This window comes from Planomonospora parontospora (assembly GCA_014647935.1).
In the GTDB taxonomy this organism is placed as follows: Bacteria; Actinomycetota; Actinomycetes; order Streptosporangiales; family Streptosporangiaceae; genus Planomonospora; species Planomonospora parontospora.
The window spans coordinates 1-20,006 of the sequence record BMQD01000002.1 but is presented as its reverse complement, the minus strand read 5'-3'; the positions used below and the strand labels follow the sequence as shown (position 1 = coordinate 20,006).

Annotated in this window: 14 protein-coding genes; 11 read left to right on the top strand and 3 right to left on the bottom strand. The window is 70.4% G+C overall.

Features of this window, described 5'->3' with window-relative positions; translation table 11 throughout:
• Positions 1-93: 93 nt before the first annotated feature.
• Together IEZ07_RS03185 and IEZ07_RS03180 are read left to right on the top strand one after the other, a co-directional pair.
• Entirely contained in the window at positions 94-990 is an 897-nt protein-coding gene (locus IEZ07_RS03185; protein ID WP_191893425.1) for a glutathione S-transferase family protein, read from the top strand.
• Between the two features lie 286 nt (positions 991-1,276).
• The gene (locus IEZ07_RS03180; RefSeq protein WP_191893424.1) at positions 1,277-3,817 is read left to right on the top strand and encodes a glycoside hydrolase family 9 protein; all 2,541 of its coding nucleotides are present in this window, start codon (positions 1,277-1,279) and stop codon (positions 3,815-3,817) included.
• A gap of 426 nt (positions 3,818-4,243) precedes the next feature.
• Here IEZ07_RS03180 and IEZ07_RS03175 read toward each other — a convergent pair whose 3' ends face one another.
• The gene (locus IEZ07_RS03175) at positions 4,244-4,399 is read right to left on the bottom strand and encodes a hypothetical protein (protein ID WP_191893423.1); all 156 of its coding nucleotides are present in this window, start codon (positions 4,397-4,399) and stop codon (positions 4,244-4,246) included.
• A gap of 243 nt (positions 4,400-4,642) precedes the next feature.
• Here IEZ07_RS03175 and IEZ07_RS03170 point away from each other — a divergent pair, with 243 nt between their 5' ends.
• From IEZ07_RS03170 to IEZ07_RS03145, 6 genes are all read left to right on the top strand, one after another.
• Positions 4,643-5,212 (top strand): hypothetical protein, encoded by a 570-nt coding sequence (locus IEZ07_RS03170; protein ID WP_191893422.1) that lies wholly within the window; start codon positions 4,643-4,645, stop codon positions 5,210-5,212.
• A gap of 67 nt (positions 5,213-5,279) precedes the next feature.
• A complete protein-coding gene (locus IEZ07_RS03165) occupies positions 5,280-5,942 on the top strand; it encodes a B3/B4 domain-containing protein (protein WP_191893421.1) in 663 nt (220 codons plus the stop codon).
• A 191-nt stretch (positions 5,943-6,133) separates the two neighbouring features.
• The gene (locus IEZ07_RS03160; RefSeq protein WP_191893420.1) at positions 6,134-9,793 is read left to right on the top strand and encodes a multifunctional oxoglutarate decarboxylase/oxoglutarate dehydrogenase thiamine pyrophosphate-binding subunit/dihydrolipoyllysine-residue succinyltransferase subunit; all 3,660 of its coding nucleotides are present in this window, start codon (positions 6,134-6,136) and stop codon (positions 9,791-9,793) included.
• 109 nt (positions 9,794-9,902) lie between these two features.
• Positions 9,903-10,079 (top strand): DUF6104 family protein, encoded by a 177-nt coding sequence (locus IEZ07_RS03155; protein ID WP_189238156.1) that lies wholly within the window; start codon positions 9,903-9,905, stop codon positions 10,077-10,079.
• 157 nt (positions 10,080-10,236) lie between these two features.
• On the top strand, positions 10,237-11,034 hold the full coding sequence (locus IEZ07_RS03150) for a DUF4097 family beta strand repeat-containing protein (protein WP_191893419.1): 798 nt from the start codon (positions 10,237-10,239) through the stop codon (positions 11,032-11,034).
• A gap of 55 nt (positions 11,035-11,089) precedes the next feature.
• Positions 11,090-11,821 carry a PadR family transcriptional regulator gene (locus tag IEZ07_RS03145; RefSeq protein WP_191893418.1) on the top strand — a complete coding sequence of 244 codons (732 nt, stop codon included), beginning with the start codon at positions 11,090-11,092 and terminating at the stop codon, positions 11,819-11,821.
• A gap of 203 nt (positions 11,822-12,024) precedes the next feature.
• Here IEZ07_RS03145 and IEZ07_RS03140 read toward each other — a convergent pair whose 3' ends face one another.
• Positions 12,025-12,981 carry a zinc-binding dehydrogenase gene (locus tag IEZ07_RS03140; protein ID WP_191893417.1) on the bottom strand — a complete coding sequence of 319 codons (957 nt, stop codon included), beginning with the start codon at positions 12,979-12,981 and terminating at the stop codon, positions 12,025-12,027.
• A gap of 144 nt (positions 12,982-13,125) precedes the next feature.
• The gene (locus IEZ07_RS03135; protein ID WP_191893416.1) at positions 13,126-14,631 is read right to left on the bottom strand and encodes an acetyl-CoA acetyltransferase; all 1,506 of its coding nucleotides are present in this window, start codon (positions 14,629-14,631) and stop codon (positions 13,126-13,128) included.
• Positions 14,632-14,950: 319 nt separating this feature from the next.
• On the opposite strand from IEZ07_RS03135, the gene IEZ07_RS03130 reads away from it, so the two are divergent.
• The 3 genes from IEZ07_RS03130 (at position 14,951) to IEZ07_RS03120 (ending at position 19,653) form a co-directional block, all read left to right on the top strand.
• Positions 14,951-16,111, top strand: a complete 1,161-nt coding sequence (locus IEZ07_RS03130; protein ID WP_191893415.1) for a trypsin-like serine peptidase — start codon at positions 14,951-14,953, stop codon at positions 16,109-16,111.
• A gap of 595 nt (positions 16,112-16,706) precedes the next feature.
• Positions 16,707-18,278, top strand: coding sequence for a trypsin-like serine peptidase (locus IEZ07_RS03125; protein ID WP_191893414.1), 1,572 nt, complete (start codon positions 16,707-16,709; stop codon positions 18,276-18,278).
• Between the two features lie 205 nt (positions 18,279-18,483).
• Positions 18,484-19,653: a trypsin-like serine peptidase gene (locus IEZ07_RS03120; protein ID WP_191893413.1), complete on the top strand. Its 1,170-nt coding sequence runs from the start codon at positions 18,484-18,486 to the stop codon at positions 19,651-19,653.
• Positions 19,654-20,006: the final 353 nt, after the last annotated feature.

The window sequence follows — 20,006 nt, the reverse complement described above, 5'->3', positions numbered from 1 at the left end:
CTTCGTCGCCCCCGATTGTGCCCGCTGAACCGAATTATGTTCTAAGCGGGGCCCCTCGCGGGCGGAAGCGGCGGGCCCCGTACGGTCGGAACCATGAAGCTGGAACGTGAGACATCTGCCGACGGGCGGTTCGTCCGCCAGCCCAACCGCTTCACCGCCCGGATCGAGGAGGGCGGCGAGCACCCGCCCGAGCCCGGCCGCTACCAGATCTACGCCTCCTACGCCTGCCCGTGGGCGCAGCGCGCGCTCATCGTCCGCGAGTTGCTCGGCCTCCAGGACGTCGTCGGCGTGACGATCGTGGACCCGATCAGGGACGAGCGCGGCTGGCGCGTGCCCGGCGGCGACCCGGTCACCGGGGCCGAGTTCCTCTCCGAGCTCTACCTGGCGAGCGACCCCGGATACCGGGGCCGCCACACCGTGCCCTGCGTCTGGGACCGTACGGCGGGGCGCCTGGTCACCAACGACTACCCGCAGATCACGCTCACCCTGGAGACCGCCTTCGCGCCCTGGCACGCCGAGGGCGCGCCCGAGCTCTACCCGGAGCCGCTGCGCGGACAGATCGACGCGCTGAACGACGTCGTCTTCCACGGGCTCAACAACGGCGTCTACAAGGCGGGCTTCGCCACCTCGCAGGAGGCCTACGACGAGGCGGTCACCGGCGTCTTCGCCACGCTCGGCATGCTGGAGGAGCGGCTGTCGGACGGCCGGCCGTACCTGCACGGCGAGGCGCTGACCGAGAGCGACGTGCGGACCTACACCACGCTGGCCCGCTTCGACGCGGTCTACCACTCCCACTTCAAGTGCGCGATCCGCCGCCTGGTCGACCACCCGGCGCTGTGGGCCTACGCGCGCCGCCTGTACGCGATCCCGGCCTTCCGCGACACCACCGACTTCGACCACATCAAGCGGCACTACTACGTGACGCAGACCAACATCAATCCGACCGGGATCGTGCCGCAGGGCCCCGACATCGACTGGACCGCGCCCTGAGCCGCCACCGCCCTCCGGCATCGTCCGGACCCGCACCCTGAACCGCCGGACCCCACCGGGTCCCCCACCCCACCCCGCACCGCTCACGGCGGACGGGTCGGCGGGGTGCGGCGGCGGGCGCCGTCCGTGAAAGTTTCATCGGGCAAACCGGACATCGGGCCGGTCAGCCGGGAGATCGCGGCGCCGCTCCGTTGACGGGGCGGAAACCGCCTGGAAACAATCGGTGGACTCCACACGTGGGAGCGCTCCCACACGGTCGCGCCACCCTTCCCGAAGGACTCCCTCCGTGATCAGACCCCCCGCCTGGCTCACTCTCTGCCTCTCCACCGCGCTGGCCGCGGTCGCACTGGCGCCGGTCTCCGCGACCGCCGCCGCCGAAGGGCCCGAGCAGATCGTCAACGGCACCTTCGACACCGGCACCGCTCCCTGGTGGAGCACCGCCAACACCACGCTCGAGCTCGACGACGGACGGCTCTGCGCCGACATCCCCGGCGAGACCGCCAACCCGTGGGACGTCATCATCGGCCAGAACGACATCCCCCTGGTCAAGGACGAGACCTATGAGTTCTCGTTCCACGGCGTCGCGTCCCCCGGCAGGGTCGCCAAGGCCCTGGTCCAGCTCCCGGTGGATCCGTGGACGCAGTTCCTGGCGGTCAACCCCGAGCTGAGCGTGTCCGGCAACGACTACTCGTACACGTTCACCGCGCCCGTGGACCTGCCGAACGCCCAGGTGGCCTTCCAGGTCGGCGGCAGCGCGACCCCCTGGAGGTTCTGCGTGGACAACGTCTCGCTCAAGGGCGGAGCCGAACCCGACGTCTACACCCCCGACACCGGGCCCCGCGTCCGGGTGAACATGGTCGGTTACCTGCCGTCCGGTCCGAAGAACGCCACCCTGGTCACCGAGAAGACCGAGGCCGTCGACTGGAAGCTGGAGCGCGACGGCCAGACGGTCGCCAAGGGCGAGACCGTGCCGCGCGGCGTGGACGCGAGCTCCGGCCAGAACGTGCACTCGATCGACTTCGGCTCGGTGGAGGCCGCCGGCACCGGCTACACGCTCACCGCCGACGGTGAGACCAGCCGCCCGTTCGACATCGCCGCCGACCTCTACGACGACCTGAAGACCGACGCGCTGAAGTTCTACTACACCCAGCGCAGCGGCATCGAGATCCTCGACGGCCTGCGCCCCGGGTACGGTAGGCCCGCCGGCCACCTGGGCACCGCCCCGAACCAGGGCGACACGCAGGTGCCCTGCCAGGCCGGCGTGTGCGACTACACCCTCGACGTCCGGGGCGGCTGGTACGACGCGGGCGACCACGGCAAGTACGTCGTCAACGGCGGCATCTCCGTGCACCAGATCATGTCCACCTTCGAGCGGGCCAAGGCCGACGGCACCCACGGCGACGGGGACCTGGACATCCCCGAGAGCGGCAACGGCGTGCCGGACATCCTCGACGAGGCCCGCTGGGAGCAGGAGTTCCTGCTCAGCATGCAGGTCCCGGACGGAAAACCGCACGCCGGAATGGTGCACCACAAGATCCACGACGCGGCCTGGACCGGTCTGCCGCTCCTGCCGCACCTCGACCCGCAGAAGCGCGAGCTGCACCCCGTCTCCACCGCCGCCACCCTCAACCTGGCGGCCACCGCCGCCCAGGCGGCCCGGCTCTTCGCGCCGTACGACGCCGCGTTCGCCGCGAAGAACCTCGCGGCGGCCAAGAAGGCGTGGGCGGCGGCCAAGGCCGACCCCGCCCGCTACGCCGACCCGGCCGACGGCACCGGCGGCGGCGCCTACCCCGACAACGACGTGACCGACGAGTTCTACTGGGCCGCCGCCGAGCTCTACATCACCACCGGCGACAAGGAGTTCAGGGACTTCGTGCTGGCCTCCCCGCACCACACCGCCGACATCTGGCGCGACCGGGGCTTCGACTGGGGCAACACCGCCCAGCTCGGCAGGCTCCAGCTCGCCGTCGTGCCCAACGCGTTGCCCGACCGCGCCCGGGTGCGCGCCTCGGTGCTGGAGGGCGCGGACAAGTACCTGGCGGTGCAGAAGGCCAGCGCGTACGGCCTGCCGTACAACCCGCCGGACTTCGACTGGGGCTCCAACAACCTCATCCTGAACAACATGGTCGTGATGGCCGTGGCGCACGACATCAGCGGTGAGGCGAAATACCGCGAGGCCGTGCTGGAGGGCATGGACTACATCCTGGGCCGCAACGCGCTCAACCAGTCCTACGTCACCGGCTACGGCGAGGTCGCCTCGAAGAACCAGCACAGCCGCTGGTACGCCCGCCAGCTCAACCCCGACCTGCCGAACCCGCCGAAGGGCACCCTGTCGGGCGGCCCGAACTCCGCCATCCAGGATCCGGTCGCCCAGGCCAAGCTCCAGGGCTGCAAGCCGCAGTTCTGCTACCTCGACGACATCGAGTCGTGGTCCACCAACGAGCTGACCATCAACTGGAACTCCCCGCTCTCCTGGATCGCCTCCTTCCTCGCCGACCCCGTCCCGTCGGGCGACGTCAAGGTGACCTACACCAACCACGGCCAGTGGCCCGACGGGTTCAACACCCAGATCACCATCACCAACACCGGTGACGAGCCGATCGAGGGCTGGACCCTGAAGTGGGCCTTCCTCGGCGGCCAGCAGGTGCGCCGGCACTGGAACGCCGAGCTGTCCCAGGACGGCGCGACGGTGACCGCGAAGAACCTGGAGTGGAACCGCGTGATCAAGCCCGGCCGCTCGGTCACCGTCGGCTTCATCGGCGCCGACGCGCCCGGCCCCAACCCCAAGCCGGAGCGCTTCATCCTCAACGGGACCCTCGCCCGGTAGTCCCCCCCTCCCGCCCGGCGGAACCCCGCCGGGCGGACGCCCCCCGAGACCAGGGCGGCCGCACTCCTCCGGCGGCCGCCCTGCCCGTTCCCCGGAAGGCCCGTCCTACGACGGGAAGTACAGTGACCGGTGGCAGCCCGGTCCGGCGACCGCTCTTCTCTGGCTCAGAACCTTCGCCGCACCATCTGGTCGATCACCCGTCGGACAGCCGGATCACGCAGAACCGCGGCCAGTTTCCCGGACCGGACAGACGGTAGTGCGCGGCGGCGCACCCCCGCCGTCCCACCTCTCGATACACCTGGACGAATGCCTCTCGCACCCGTCGGGGGGTTCCCGCGTCGCGTACGACCGCATCGACGCTCCTGGGAACCAGGACGGTGAACTTCGATCGCTCCTCACGGCCGCCGGATCGTCGGTTTCCCCTGCTCACTGACGGAGAAGCTCTGTCAGCTCGTCGTCACCGTACTCAACGAGGTCCTCCGATTCCCGGGCGGCCTCCTGGGCCTGTTCGAGCAGGTCGCGATCTCTCAGCGCGTCGATGACGCGTGCCAGCCTGCGGCGCCCGGTCTCACCCTCCTGCATCTCCCGGACGACAGTCGGCTACCGGGGCACCCAAGCCGTCGGCCACGCCGTGTGGGCGCAGTTCGCCCTCGCGTCTCCCTGAACCTGCGGCTCTCCCGGCGGCGATCGGCCGAACGACGCCCGGTAGGTCGCACTCACTGGCATCCAGCCTCGTAACGACTGGATTCCGGGACCCGTCCGCCGTTGCTCCGCTCGGACATAAGCCTCTATAACCCTCCTTCTATCACCAAACAGGAGGATCCCATGCAGGAAAGCAGGAAGTGGCTCAGGGCCGTGCGGGCGGCCGCGGCCGTGCTGGGCGGGGCACTGGTCGCGGGTCTGGTCGTCGGCGTCGCGGCCCGGCTGCTGATGCGCACCATCCTGCTCGCCGTCGACATGCCGACCTCCTTCTCCGCGGGGGGAACCGCGGCGGTGCTCGTCGCCTTCGCCGTGCTCGCCGTACCGGCCGCCGCGACCGCGACCGCGCGTCCCGCGGTCAGGCGTGCGGGACGGTGGGTGACGGTGGCGCTGACCGGGTGGGGCTCCGCCCGGAACGGGCTCGCCGACGCCAAGATGCTGCTGCTGGCGGACGAGGAGCGGCTCTCGGTCGTCGCGGGGCTGATCGTGGCCTTCGCGGTGACGGCGGCGCTGCACGGCCGGCTCGCGCAGTACGCGACACGCCGCCTCGCCGGCCCGCCCGCGACCGGCGGGGAGGCGGGCCGTGCGGACACGACCGGCGGAGACGAAGGAGACACGACCAGCGCGGACACGGACGACGGGAACATGAACGACGGGAACACGACGCCGCGCGCGGCGGCCGCTCCGGCGTCCTGAAGCCGTCCGGCCGCACCGCGAGCGGGCGGGCACGTCCCGGACCCGCAGGAGTCCTAAACTGGCGGACGTGATCGAGGACATCTGGGTGGATCCGGCCGTCGCCGAGCTCAGGCCGGACTTCGCGGTGCTGGCCATGGCGGTGTACGGCCTGCGCAACGGCCCGACCGACGACAGGTCCCGGGCCTGGCTGGCCGAGGCGGCCGACCGGGCGGTGACGCCGGACGACCCGAGGGTCGAGGCGTGGCGGGACGCCTACCGGGCGTTCGGCGCCAAGCCGCAGCGGACCCGGCCGTCGGTGGACGCGCTGGTCCGGCGGATGCCGCTACCGGAGATCAACCTGGTGGTGGACGCCTACAACGCGGTCAGCGTCGGCCACGGTCTGCCGATCGGCGGCGAGGACCTGGCCCGCTACGCGGGCACCGCCAGGCTGGTGCGGGCGGCCGGGGACGAGCCGTTCGAGGTCGTCGAGAAAGGCGAGCCCGCGATCGACCACCCGGAGATCGGCGAGGTGGTCTGGCGGGACGACCTGGGCGTCACCTGCCGGCGGTGGAACTGGCGGCAGTGCGTGCGGACCCGGATCACCGAGGAGACCTCCGACGCCCTGTTCCTGCTGGAGCGGCTGGACCCCATGTCACTGGAGGAGCTCCAGGCCGCAGGGAACGAGCTGACCGTCCTGCTGGAGGAGATCACCCCCGGTCTGCACGTCGAGACGCGCCTCGTCACCGCCTGACACGCCCGGCGGGAGGGTGACCCTACTCACACCCTCCGGTCAGACCCCCCGAACGTGACCGCTTTCAGCTGTTCTGAGAGGATCGTTCCGGGAGCTGCGGCCAGATTGGCGCGGGCCCATGCCCAGGAGAGTAGCCTTGGACAGGTTCTCTTATCATCAACGCCGATCTGCGGAAGAGGGCGATTTCCGCCGTGTCGTCTGAGTCGTCGCGGACAAACCCGCTGGCAGCCTTCGGTCAGAACGAATGGCTTGTCGACGAGCTGTACCAGAAGTACCTCCAGGATCCCGAGTCCGTGGACCGCGCCTGGTGGAACTTCTTCGCTGACTACACCCCTGATTCCGGGTCCGGCAGAGCCGCGGCCCAGGGAACGGCCGCGGCCGCTCCCCCGACCCCCGCCACGGCCCCGGCCACCCCGGCCGCCGCGACAACCACCCCCACAGCGCCGAAGGCCCCGGCGGCCCCGGCGGACAAGCCCAAGCAGGAGACGCAGTTGCCCGCCGGTGCCGAGGAAGTCCGACTCCGTGGCGCGGCCGCCAGGACCGCGCTGAACATGGAGGCCAGCCTCGTAGTCCCGACGGCCACCAGCGTACGCGCCGTCCCGGCGAAGCTGCTCATCGACAACCGCATCGTGATCAACAACCACCTGTCCCGCGGCCGCGGCGGCAAGGTGTCGTTCACGCACCTCATCGGGTTCGCCGTCGTCAAGGCCCTCGCGGTCCTGCCGGAGATGAACCACTCCTACACCGAGGTCGACGGCAAGCCGGTGCTGGTCAAGCCCGAGCACGTCAACCTGGGCCTGGCCATCGACATCCAGAAGGGCGACACCCGCCAGCTCCTGGTGCCGTCGATCAAGGCCTGCGAGCAGATGGACTTCCGCCAGTTCTGGACGGCGTACGAGGACATCGTGCGCAAGGCCAGGAGCGGCAAGCTCGGCGTCGACGACTTCGCGGGCACGACGATCTCGCTGACCAACCCGGGCACCATCGGCACCGTGCACTCGGTGCCGCGCCTGATGCCCGGCCAGGGCACGATCATCGGCGTCGGCGCGATGGAGTACCCCGCCGAGTACCAGGGCGCCTCCCCCGACACGCTCTCCCGCCTGGCGGTGAGCAAGATCATGACGCTCACCAGCACCTACGACCACCGGATCATCCAGGGCGCCCAGTCGGGCGACTTCCTGCGCCAGATCCACCGCCTGCTCCTGGGCGAGGACGGCTTCTACGACGAGATCTTCGAAGCCCTCCGGATCCCCTACGAGCCGGTCCGCTGGGTCCGCGACATCTCGACCACGCACGACGACGACGTGGCCAAGTCCGCCCGCGTGCTGGAGCTGATCCACGCCTACCGGGTCCGCGGCCACCTCATGGCCGACACCGACCCGCTGGAGTACAAGCAGCGCAAGCACCCCGACCTCGACATCAAGTCGCACGGGCTGACCCTGTGGGACCTGGAGCGCGAGTTCGCCACCGGCGGCTTCGGCGGCAAGCCGCTGATGAAGCTCCGCGACATCCTCGGCGTGCTGCGCGACTCCTACTGCCGCACCATCGGCGTCGAGTACATGCACATCCAGAACCCCGAGGAGCGGGCCTGGATCCAGGCGCGGGTGGAGCGGCCGTACGACAAGCCCGCGCGCGAGGAGCAGCTGCGCGTCCTGGAGCGGCTCAACACCGCCGAGGCGTTCGAGACGTTCCTGCAGACCAAGTTCGTCGGCCAGAAGCGCTTCTCGCTGGAGGGCGGCGAGTCGCTGATCCCGCTGGTCGACTCGGTGCTCTGCGCCGCCGCCCAGGACAGCCTGGACGAGGCCGTCATCGGCATGGCCCACCGCGGCCGCCTCAACGTGCTGGCCAACATCGTCGGCAAGTCCTACGGGCAGATCTTCGGCGAGTTCGAGGGCAACATCGACCCGCGCACCTCGCACGGCTCCGGCGACGTGAAGTACCACCTGGGCGCCACCGGCGACTTCGTCTCGCCCGACGGCTCCAAGATCAAGGCCTCGGTCGTGGCCAACCCCTCCCACCTGGAGACGGTCGACCCGGTCCTGGAGGGCATCGTCCGCGCCAAGCAGGACCTGCTGGAGCGCGGCGAGGAGGGCTTCAGCGTCCTGCCGCTGCTCGTCCACGGCGACGCCGCCTTCGCCGGCCAGGGCGTGGTGGCCGAGACGCTGAACCTGTCCCAACTGCGCGGCTACCGCACCGGCGGCACCGTGCACATCGTGGTCAACAACCAGGTCGGCTTCACCACCAGCCCGGCGAGCTCCCGCTCCAGCGTGTACGCCACCGACGTCGCCCGGATGATCCAGGCCCCGATCTTCCACGTCAACGGGGACGACCCCGAGGCCGTGGTCCGGGTCGGCCGCCTGGCCTTCGAGTACCGCCAGGCGTTCCGCAAGGACGTCGTGATCGACCTCATCTGCTACCGGCGCCGGGGCCACAACGAGGCCGACAACCCCAGCTTCACCCAGCCGCTGATGTACGACCTGATCGACGCCAAGCGCTCCACCCGCAAGCTCTACACCGAGGCGCTGATCGGCCGGGGCGACATCACGGTGGAGGAGGCCGAGGGCGCGCTCCGCGACTACCAGGCCAAGCTGGAGAACGCCTTCGCCGAGACCCGCGAGGCGACCAGGGAGCAGACGGGCGAGTTCGCCCGCCCCGCCGACCTGGAGGCCATCCCCTGGTCGCACGAGGACACCCCGACGGGCGTCTCCGAGGAGACCGTCAAGCGGATCGTCGACACCCAGCTCAACCTGCCGGAGGGCTTCACCGTCCACCCGCGCCTGCTCCCGGTCATCCAGCGCCGCGGCCAGATGGTCGCCGAGGACCGCATCGACTGGGGCATGGGCGAGACCCTGGCCTTCGGCTCGCTGCTGATCGACGGCCACCCGGTCCGCCTGGTGGGCCAGGACTCCCGGCGCGGCACCTTCGTGCAGCGGCACGCGGTGCTCGTGGACCGCGTCACGGGCGAGGAGCACACCCCGCTCAAGACGTTCAACGAGGGCACCACCAAGTTCTACGTCTACGACTCGCTGCTCAGCGAGTACGCCGCGCTCGGCTTCGAGTACGGCTACAGCGTGGAGCGCCCCGAGGCCCTGGTCTGCTGGGAGGCGCAGTTCGGCGACTTCGTCAACGGCGCCCAGTCGGTCATCGACGAGTACATCACCGCGGGCGAGCAGAAGTGGGGCCAGCGCTCCGGCGTGACCCTGCTGCTGCCGCACGGCTACGAGGGCCAGGGCCCCGACCACTCCTCGGCCCGCATCGAGCGCTTCCTGCAGATGTGCGCCCAGGACAACATGACCGTGGCCCAGCCGACCCTGCCGGCCAACTACTTCCATCTGCTGCGCTGGCAGACGAAGTCGAACCGGCACCGGCCGCTGGTGGTCTTCACGCCCAAGTCGCTGCTGCGGCACAAGGCGGCGGTCTCGCCGGTCTCCGACTTCACGTCGGGCTCGTTCAAGCCGGTCATCGGTGACACCACGGTGGACCCGGCGGGCGTGCGCAGGGTCGTGCTCTGCTCCGGCAAGATCTACTACGACCTGGCCGCGGCCCGCGAGGCGCAGGGCCGTACCGACGTGGCGATCGTCCGCCTGGAGCGGCTCTACCCGTTCCCGGCGAACCCGCTGACGACGGAGCTGGACCGCTACGGCGACGTCGAGCTGATCTGGGCGCAGGACGAGCCGGCCAACATGGGGCCGTGGCCGTTCCTGACGCTCAAGCTGGCCGAGAACCCCCGCGTGTTCGGCGGGCGGCCGATCAAGCGGGTCTCCCGCAAGGCCAACTCGTCCCCGGCCACCGGGTCGCACTCCACGCACGAGGTGGAGCTGCGCCAGATGCTGTCGGAGGTCTACGCCTGATCCGGGCGCCGGGGCCGCGACGGCGGTCCCGGCCCGGATCTTCGGAGTCCACCCGGGAGGTCCCCCACAGCACGGCTGTGGGGGACCTCCCGCTATCAGGAGGGAAACGATGTACTTCACCGACCGGGGCATCGAGGAGCTCGTCACCCGCCGCGGCGAGGAGGAGGTCGGCATCGGCTGGCTGGCCGAGCGGCTGCGCGAGTTCGTGGACCTCAACCCCGAGTTCGAGATCCCGGTGGACCGGCTGGCCACCTGGCTGGCCCGGCTGGACGACGAGGACGAGTAGCGGCGGGAGACGGCCGACGGCGAGGACGGACGGCACGGGAACGGCCGACGGCACAGGAACCGCCCGGGGCGGACCGGCTCCCGGTGGATAAAACACGATATATCTTGACCTCCCGAGTGACGCGACATATCGTGTCTCATACAAGGAGGTCGCAGACATGTGTGAATGGACGATCGGGAAACCCGAGCAGATCACGTTCGGCGCGGTGAGCGGGCTGAACGTGTGGATCGTGGCGGGCAGGCTGGCGGTGCTGGCCAGCGACGGCCCGCCCGCGCTGGAGGTCACCTCCGTGGGCGACATCCCGCTGATCGTGACGCACGACGACGACGGCACGCTCACCGTCTCCTACAAGGACCTCACCTGGGACGGGCTGCTCAGCTGGCTCCGCCCCGGCCGCCGGGAGAGCGTGCTGACGCTCACCGTGCCGAAGGACTGCCCGGTCAGCGCCGGGGTGGTCTCCGCCTCGGCCGTCGTGGCCGGCTTCGAGGCCCGCACCGCGGTCAAGAGCGTCTCCGGCGAGGTCGTGCTCGACGGGGTGAGCGGCGAGATCCACGCCGACACCGTCTCCGGCCCCGTGGAGAGCCGCGGCCTGGTCGGCGACCTGTCGTTCAAGAGCGTCTCGGGTGACCTGACCGTCGCCCGGGGCAGGCCCCGCCGGCTGAAGGCCGGCACCGTCTCCGGCCGGATCACCGCCGACCTGGAGCTCCCGCCGACCGGCCACGTCACGCTGAACAGCGTCTCCGGCGAGGTCGTGGTACGGCTCCCGCACTCGGTGGAGGCCGACGTGGCGATCCGCTCCACCTCCGGCCGGGTCGGCAGCGCCTTCTCCGAGCTCGACCGGGTGGACCAGCCCGGCAGGAAGGCGCTCACCGGCCGGATCGGCGGGGGCATGGCCTCCCTGTCGGCCACCACCCTCTCCGCCGACGTCACTCTCCTGAAGGGAGACCCTTCGTGAACGGCTCGTTCGACACCGGTCGCGCCTCCGGCACGGCTCAGGGCGGGAGGGCGTCGTGAGCCCCGTCTTCGGCCACGGGCGGCTCCGCCTCTACCTGCTCAAACTGCTCCAGGAGAGTCCGCGCCACGGCTACGAGGTGATCCGGCTGCTGCAGGACCGCTTCCTCGGCGTCTACTCCCCCTCGCCCGGCACGATCTACCCGCGCCTGGCCCGGCTGGAGGAGGAGGGCCTGGTCACCCACGAGGTCGTGGCCGGCAAGAAGGTCTTCACCCTCACCGAGGCGGGCCGCGCCGAGCTGGAGGCCAGGATGGACGAGCTGGCCGAGCTGGAGCAGGAGATCTCCGACTCCGTCCGCGACATCGCCCGCGAGGTCAAGGAGGACGTGCGCGACACGGTCCGGTCGCTGCGCGAGGAGCTCACCCAGATGGCCCGCGACGTGCGGCAGAGCGCCAAGCAGGAGGAGCACTCGGCCAAGGACGAGTTCCGGCGGGCCAAGCGGGAGCAGCGCGAGGCCTGGCGGGAGCAGAAGGCCGAGTGGCAGCGGCACAAGCACGAGTGGAAGCACGAGACCGAGCGCTGGCAGCGGGAGTGGAAGCGCATCTGGGCCACCGGCTTCACCGGGCCCGGCTCCTCCGCCGGCGACGACCGGCTCGGGCAGCTGCTCGCCGAGTTCGCCGAGGAGGTCCGCGGGGACGCCGCGGGCCGGCAGGTCACCGAGGAGACGCTGGCCGCGGCGCAGGACGCGCTCTACGACGCGGCCCGCCGGATCCGGGACGCCCTGCGGTGATCCTCCTGATGCGGGCGGCCCCGCCCCTCCTCCGGGCGGGGCCGCCGCCCTCGGCGCCCTCGGCGCACGCGGCACACGCGGCGCACGCGGCGTGCACGGCGCACTCGGAGTGCACGGCGTGCACCGCACACGCGACGCACCCGGAGTGCACGGTGTGCTCCCTGCACCCGGCGGGCCTCGTGCGCCCGGTGCCTCCGGCCCGTTCAGGGAGTGAAGACGATCTTCCCGAAGACCTCGCCCCCGTGCATGGCCGCGAAGCCCTCGCGGGCCTGCGCCAGCGGGAGCACCCGGTCGATCAGCGGACGGGTGCCGGTCTGCTCCAGGAACCGGGCCAGCCGGGCGAGCTGGTCCCGGCTGCCCATGGTCGAGCCGACCACCGACAGCTGCAGGAAGAAGACCCGGTTCAGGTCGGCCGGGGGCACGGCGCCGCTGGTCGCGCCGGAGACCACGATCCGGCCGCCGGGACGCAGTGACTTGAGCGAGTGGTCCCAGGTCGCCTGGCCCACGGTCTCCATGACCGCGTCCACCCGCTCGGGCAGCCGGGCGCCGGGCTCGAAGACCTGGTCGGCGCCGAGCTCCAAGGCGCGGGCCCGCTTGGCCTCCGACCGGCTGGTGGCCCAGACCCGGTAGCCGCCGGCCCGGCCCAGCGCGATCAGCGCGGTGGCCACGCCGCCGCCCGCCCCCTGGACCAGCACGGTCGAGCCGGGCTCCAGCCCCGCCCGGTCGAACAGCATCCGGTAGGCGGTCAGCCACGCGGTGGGCAGGCAGGCCGCCTCCTCGAAGCCGAGCGCGGCGGGCTTGGGCACCAGGTTCCGCCGGGGCACGGCGACCCGCTCGGCGAAGGTTCCGTCGTGCACCTCCGAGAGCAGCGACCGCTTCGGGTCGAGCGTCTCGTCGGCCCCCGAACCGATCACGGAGTGCACGATGACCTCGTTGCCGTCCTCGTCGAGTCCGGCGGCGTCGCAGCCGAGCACGACGGGCAGCCGCTCCTGCCGGATGCCCACGCCCTTGAGCGTCCACAGGTCGTGGTGGTTGAGGGCGGCGGCCTTCACGGTGACGGTGGTCCAGCCGTCGGGGACCTCCGGCTCGGGGCGCTCGCCGAGCGTCAGCCCGGCGAGGGGGTTGTCGGGATCGGTCTGGGTTGCGGTTACGGCGAACATGGCCGCACCCTACGCTCCCGGCTCCGCCCGGCCACGCCCCCACCCCGCACTCCCGCCCGTCTCCTCACCGTCCCCGGCCGGACGGCTCCCGCGCCCCGCACCGTGTCCCCGCGCCTGTGCTCCCGGCCCGCGGCTCCCGTCTCCTCACCAGGTGGCGACGTTCACCGGCCCGTCGGGGACCAGGCGGACCTCCCGGCCGACGAGTTCGGCGGCCTCGGCCTCGGCGACCAGCCCGGGGTCGCGGACGAGGGCGTGCGTGCGCGCGCCGCCCGGCAGGTCCACGACCACGATCCCGCGCTCGGCCGCGCCGTCCCTGCCGTGCGCGACGGTGTAGCCCGCGACGGTCCCCGTCCCCTCGAAGACGTCGGCGATCGGCACGGGCTCGGCGACGTGCACCGGCCCGCCCGCCCCGCGCAGCGCCGCGAGCCCGTCGCCCCGCCCCTCCCGGAAGGCGTCGCCCGGCTCGGTGGACCAGACGGCCCAGGTGTGCTTGGTCAGGTGCATCCCCACCCCGGTGACCAGGCCGTGCCCCTGCGCCCCCGCCCCCTCCCGCAGCCGCTCGGCCATCGCCGCGGTGGAGTGCAGCACGTAGACGCTGACCGGAGCCCCGGCGTACGGCAGGCCGCCGGTGACCGTCAGCCCCCGCCCGTCCAGCGGGTCCAGGCCCGTCGCGGTGCAGGCCGTACGGAGGGCGACCGCGAAGCAGCTGTAGAGGTCCAGCGCGCCGATCCCGTCCAGGTCCGTGCCTGCCCGGTCCAGGGCGTGCCGGGCCGCGGCCGCCATCGCCGGGGACTCCCCCAGGGCAGGCCGGGCCGCCACCTCCCAGGTGTCCTCGGCGTACGCCCAGCCCCGCAGGTGGACGCGGCGGTCGCGGTCGATCCCGAGCCGGTCGGCGAGCCCCGAGCTCACCATGATCACGGCAGCGGCCTGGTCGACGTCCATGAACGCGACGGTCCGCTTGGTGTACGGCCAGCCGACGACGCGGTTGTCCGGACCCGGGGTGACGAGCTCCTCCGGCGTCCACGTCCGCCGGTGCCAGGCGTGCGGGTTGGCCGCGGCGACCCGGGTCATCGGAGCCATCATCCTGCCCCGGGCCTCCCGCTCGTCCCCGGCGGACTCCCCGGCGGCGGCCCGGCGCGCGGTCTCCATGATCGCGTAGGTGTGCACGGGCAGGAAGAGCTCGTGGGCCAGCTCGGCCGGGTGCGGCGGGCGCTCCCAGCCGTAGGGCGGCCTGGGATGGGCCCGGTGGCTCCACGCGGGGCGCCCCCCCGCCCTGCGCAGCGCCTTCCTGGTCGCCAGCGCCTCGCCCCCGGTGACCAGGGCCGCGTCCATCTCCCCGGCGGCGATCGCGGCGGCGGCCGTACCGAGGAGCGTCTGCGGAGCCGTACCGCTCACCGTGGAGTAGGCGCGGTGGCGGGGTGCGGCCTTGAGGCGCTCGGCGAGCCGGACGGCCGGGTCGTCGTACTGCCAGGACTCGGTGTAGACGACCTGGATCGAGTCGAGCCGCTCCAGCAGGCCGGGAACCCCCGCGTCGGCGGCCGCCTTCCGGGCGACCAGCTCCCACAGGTCCAGCGGCTCCGGTCCCGGCTGCTCGCGGACGGTGTGCTGGGCGACACCGACGAGGCAGGGGGTCCGTGGGTCCACGCTCATACGGACATCAAACCAGAACGTCATTCGGTTTGGGTAGGGCGAAGTGCACGGAGTTACCGGAGGAATGGTCGTCGATCGATGATGAAGGTGGTACGGAAGACGTCTTTCCGATCCGCCCGCAGCGACCCCCGCCTGCGGAGATGCCCATTCGTTAAATGATAGCGAATCGGCATTTCAATAACGGAATCGCATCGGGGGGAACCGTCCCAGACTTTTTCCCGTCAATTCATGGCCTAACTCGTGATCCACTCAGTAGCGTTCCCAGCGTTTTCCTGGCGACGGGAAGTCCCGCCCGCCGCCGAAGACGAAAGGAGCTCCATTGAATCCCCGAGCACGGCGCCTCACCGTCCCCCTCACCGGCCTCCTCCTGGTCGCCGGAGCGATGGGCGCCACCTCCACCGGCGCGAGCGCCGCGAGCACCACCGCAACCGCGGCCGGCACCACCGCCGTCACGACAGGCGCCCCCGCCGACGTGGTGACGTCCACCGCGTCGGAGACCCCGGCCGAGGCGACCTCCTTCTGGTCGCCGGAGCGCATGCGCAGGGCCACCGACGCCACCGGCGACGTCGACCTCAGCGTCCGGGGCGGCAAGGCCTCCTCGGCGGCCGGGCCCACCGGCAAGGCCGGGGCCGTCCCGCCGAGCGGTCCGGGAGGCGGCCCGACCACCAAGAGCAAGCAGGTCAACCTGCCCAACACGGTCGGCCGGGTCTTCTTCACCCTGCCCAAGGCGAACCCGCTGGACCCGAAGAGCTGGAAGTACTGCTCCGGCACCTCGGTCCAGGGCAGGTACCGCAACGTGGTCGCCACCTCGGCGCACTGCGTCTACGACGTGAAGACCAATCAGTTCTACGACAACTGGATCTTCATCCCGTCCTACTGGGACGGGAACCAGGCCTGGGACGGGAAGAACCCGTACGGCATCTACGCGGCCAAGTGGTTCAACGCGCACGACGACTTCGTGGTGAAGGAGGACTACGACTACGACTACGCCTTCGTCAACGTCCACTCCGGGTTCAAGGTGAACTGGGAGAAGGACAAGGACGGCAAGTGGCAGCCGATCGTCAAGAACGTCGGCCGGCTCGGTGACAACGTCGGCGGCCAGGGCTTCGCCTGGAACCAGAAGGTGAAGAACAAGGTCTTCTCCTTCGGCTACCCGGCCGGGTCCCACCCCGACGGCGACAAGCCGTTCACCGGGCGCACGATGAAGTGGTGCTACGGCACCACCGGCGCCATGCCCGCCGCGCCGAAGTACAACATCCAGGAGCACGTCGGCTTCAGGTGCGCCTTCACCGCGGGCGCCAGCGGCGGCCCGTTCCTGCTGAAGTACAAGAGCGCCACGCGGACCGGCTACCTCAACGGCGTCAACAGCGTCGCCTGGGACACCGACAAGAACGACCGCTACGACCGCATCTCCTCGCCGTACTTCAACGGCGAGACCTACCAGGTCTACAAGGTCGCGGCCAACCGCTGGACCAAGTAGCCCCACCCGCAGGACGGCGTCCGGACAGCCCGTGCGCCGTCCTCCGGAGGACGGCGCACGGCGGCCGGCCGGCAGGCCGTTCGACCGGCCGCCGCAGGAGAACGAGGGACCCGGTCCACCCGGACCGGGTCCCTCCGGCTGCACGCGCTCGGAGAAGCACGGGTCCGCGGCCCGGCGGAGGTGGTGATCCCCGGAGCGGCGGCCGGACGGCGTCCCGGCGCCCTGGGCCGCCCGGCGGGACGCTTGACGGGAATCCGCCGGGGACCTGCTGATGAGTTGCCCTCCGGTCGGCAAGGCCCCGGATGTGGAAGGTTCCAGCCGTTTCCCCGGGGCGCCCCGTCCGGACGGCGAGCGGTCCAGCGTCTTCGCAGCTCAGGGCGGTTGCCCGATGGACATTCCCCACGACCGCCGATCCGGATCATCTCTGACGCCGTCCGAGATCTTTCGGTTCCGCCGATTCGGCAACGAAAACATAACGGTCCATACCGATGCCGGATTACTGCTCCTTTACACCATCTTTGCTGAGTACGGTCTCCTCTTGTCTCTTTACGTACGCGTGAGCCACCCGAGCGCTCATGACAAAGAAGGAGCTACCGTGAACCCCCGAGTCAAGCACCTCGCCCTCCCTCTGGGAGGTGCTCTCGTGGCCACCTCCGTGGCCGGCGGCGCCTTCGCCGGCACCGCCAACGCCGAGCCCGACCTGAAGTCGGCGACGCTCGCCCCATCAGCCAACGCGCAGGCCATCGCGGGCTACTGGACCTCCTCCAAGCTGAAGGAGGCGAAGACCTACCTCGCCGAGTCCACCGCCACCGGCAAGCTGAGGGTGGGCGGCACCACGGCCTCCGCCGACGGCAGGCCCGGCGTCGTCGCGCCGACCGGTGAGGGCGGCAAGTCCGCCGGCAAGTCGAGGAACGTCAACCTGCCCATCACCGTCGGCAAGGTCTTCTTCCTCGACGACAAGGGCCAGGAGCGCTGGTGCTCCGGCACCTCGATCCAGTCGAAGTACCGCAACCTGGTCGCCACCGCGGGCCACTGCGTCTACGACACCGACACGAACAAGCCCTTCAGCAACTTCGTGTTCATCCCCGGCTACTACCAGGGCAAGGCCCCCTGGGGCATCTACGTCGGCGCCAGGGTCAACATGCACCACGACTTCGACGTCTACGAGGACTACGACTACGACTACGCGTTCGTCAACGTCTACAACGGCATCAAGCAGACGGGCGTCAAGGAGGTCAGCAAGTCCACGTACACGGCCGCCAAGGGCTTCAAGTACACCGAGGACCGGGCGATCTCCAAGGCCGAGTTCGAGAAGGGCTACGAGAAGTACGGCGAGCTCGGCCCGTACTGGAAGAAGGCGGTCGACCCGACCGTCGAGCACGTCGCCAAGCCGGCCGACGCCGCGAAGTACATCGAGGAGTACGTCGCCACCGGCCGCAACGGCGTCAAGCTGACGGCCGTCGAAGTCGTCGAGAGCGTCTACAACAAGGCGCCCAAGGGCCTGGACAACGGCAACAAGTTCGAGCGCAAGACCGTCAGGACGCCGATCAGCAAGGAGGAGTACGACAAGCTCGTCAAGCAGAAGGCGGACGGCGGCTTCCTCGGCAAGCTCGAGGCCACCAAGGACGTCAACGGCACCGAGATCGCCTGGTTCAAGTCCCAGTACTTCGTGAAGAAGTGGGTCAAGACCACGGTGAAGGAGCTGTACTTCCACACCCGGTACTTCGTGATCACGCTGGCCGACGCCGGCCGCCTCGGCGACAACGTCGGCGGCCAGGGCTTCAGCTGGAACCAGAAGCTGGGCAAGAAGGTCTTCACCTTCGGCTACCCGGCCTACGCCCACCTGGACGGCCACCGGCCGTACAGCGGGCACACCATGAAGTGGTGCTACGGCAAAACCGGCAACGCCCCGGACGTGCCGAAGTACAACGCCCAGGAGCACCAGGCCATCAAGTGCGCCTTCACCCCGGGCGCCAGCGGCAGCCCCTTCCTGCTGCAGTACAAGAACAGCAAGCGGACCGGATACGTCAACGGCGTCGTGAGCCTCACGCTCGACAGCGACGGCAACGACCGCTACGACCGGGTCACCACCCCGTACTTCAACGGTGAGACCTACGGCATCTACAAGTCCGCCGCCAACCGCTGGACCGGGAAGCTCCCGGGCTGAGGAGCGGAGATCCGATGAGGGGAGGGCCTGGTGACCGCCGGGCCCTTCCCCGTCTTCACGAGGCTCTTACACGCCGGAGGGCACGCTGGGTGGGATGACGATGTCAAATCAGATCGGCATACCGAGCTGCCCAAAACCCAGTTGATCTGGAAAAATCACCCTTTACACCCCCTCCTCCGGTCCGACCCCTGGAAGGAACGTCTCCATGTCCCCCCGCGCACGGCGGCTCACGGCCATGCTCGGCGCCCTGGTCGCCGCCTGTGTGACCGCGATGTCCGCCTTCCCCGGGGACGCGGAGGCCACTCCCTACGACGGGGTGCCGAACGGCGTCACGTCCATCACGCTGACCCGCAGCAGCGCGGACATGAAGCGGATCGCGAACTACTGGAACCCCGCGCGGCTCAAGCAGGCCCAGGACAACAGCCCGGCGGTCCCCGGGGTGAAGCCCAGCGAGGGCGGTTCCACCCCGCCCGCGGTCTCGCCGACTCCCAGCGGCACGGGTAAGGCCACCACCGCCGCCGCGGCGGCCGGAGAGCAGACCACCACCACGACCACCACGACGACGACCGCCGGCGCCTCTCCGGTCATCGAGCCCACGTCGCCGAAGAAGAAGGCGGCGGCCGCCAGCCCCGCCCCCATCACGGTCGGGAAGGTGTTCTTCCGGATCGGCGACAAGGACTACTGGTGCTCCGCCTCCTCGGTGGCCTCCGCCAACCGGAGCCTGGTCGCGACGGCGGCGCACTGCGCCTACGACGCCAAGCTGGCGAAGGCCGCCGAATACTGGATCTTCATCCCGGGCTACGACAGGGGCGCCACCCCGTACGGAATCTACGTGGGGCACTCCCTCAACCTGCACGAGAGCTTCGTCGGCAAGGGCGACTACGACTACGACTACGCCTTCGTCACCGTGCACGAGGGTTTCCGGTGGAAGCCGGGCAAGACCGCCGGTTCCCACGAGATGGAGAGCGTCGGCAGCCTGGAGGACAACGTCGGAGGGCAGGGCCTGGTCTTCAAACGGGGTTCCGGGAGGTACACCTTCGCCTTCGGCTACCCCGCCGCCCCCTACCTCGACGGCACCAAGCCCTTCAACGGCCAGGAGCTGAAGTCGTGCGACGGGCTGACCCAGAAGAGGACGGCCCCGACCTACCTGGTGGAATACGGCATCGCACTGAAGTGCGGGTTCACCGCCGGCGCCAGCGGCGGACCGTGGCTGGTCGGCTACGACACCAGGCGCGCGCTCGGCTATCTCAACGGCGTCAACAGCTTCGCCTGGGACACCGACACCAACAAGCGCTACGACCTGATCTCCTCGCCGTACTTCAGCCTGTCGACCTATGTCGTCTACAGGTACGCGGGAGGCCAGCGCCTGGGCTGACCCGCCCGGTCCAGACGGCGAGAGGGGCTCCGACGATCCGTCGGGGCCCCTTTCGAGTTCCGTTAGACGTGGCGGCGGCCGAATCGGTGCCATCTTGTTGCTGTGATCTGAGTCACATAAGTCTGAACACCCAGAGCGATCGACCGGTCACGCGTCACCAGTCGCGTCCGGTGCGGTATCAGTCCTAGCTGCAGAAACACGACACTTCATCCCCAATGACACCAAGGACTCCAAGAGCCACCTTATGTCACGGAACGATATCGGCGGACATGGCCGACTTCATCGGTTCCCGAGCGGCTTCCGTTTTTCAAGATCGGGCCTGTATGTTCCTGGCTATCCCTTTACTGACGCAT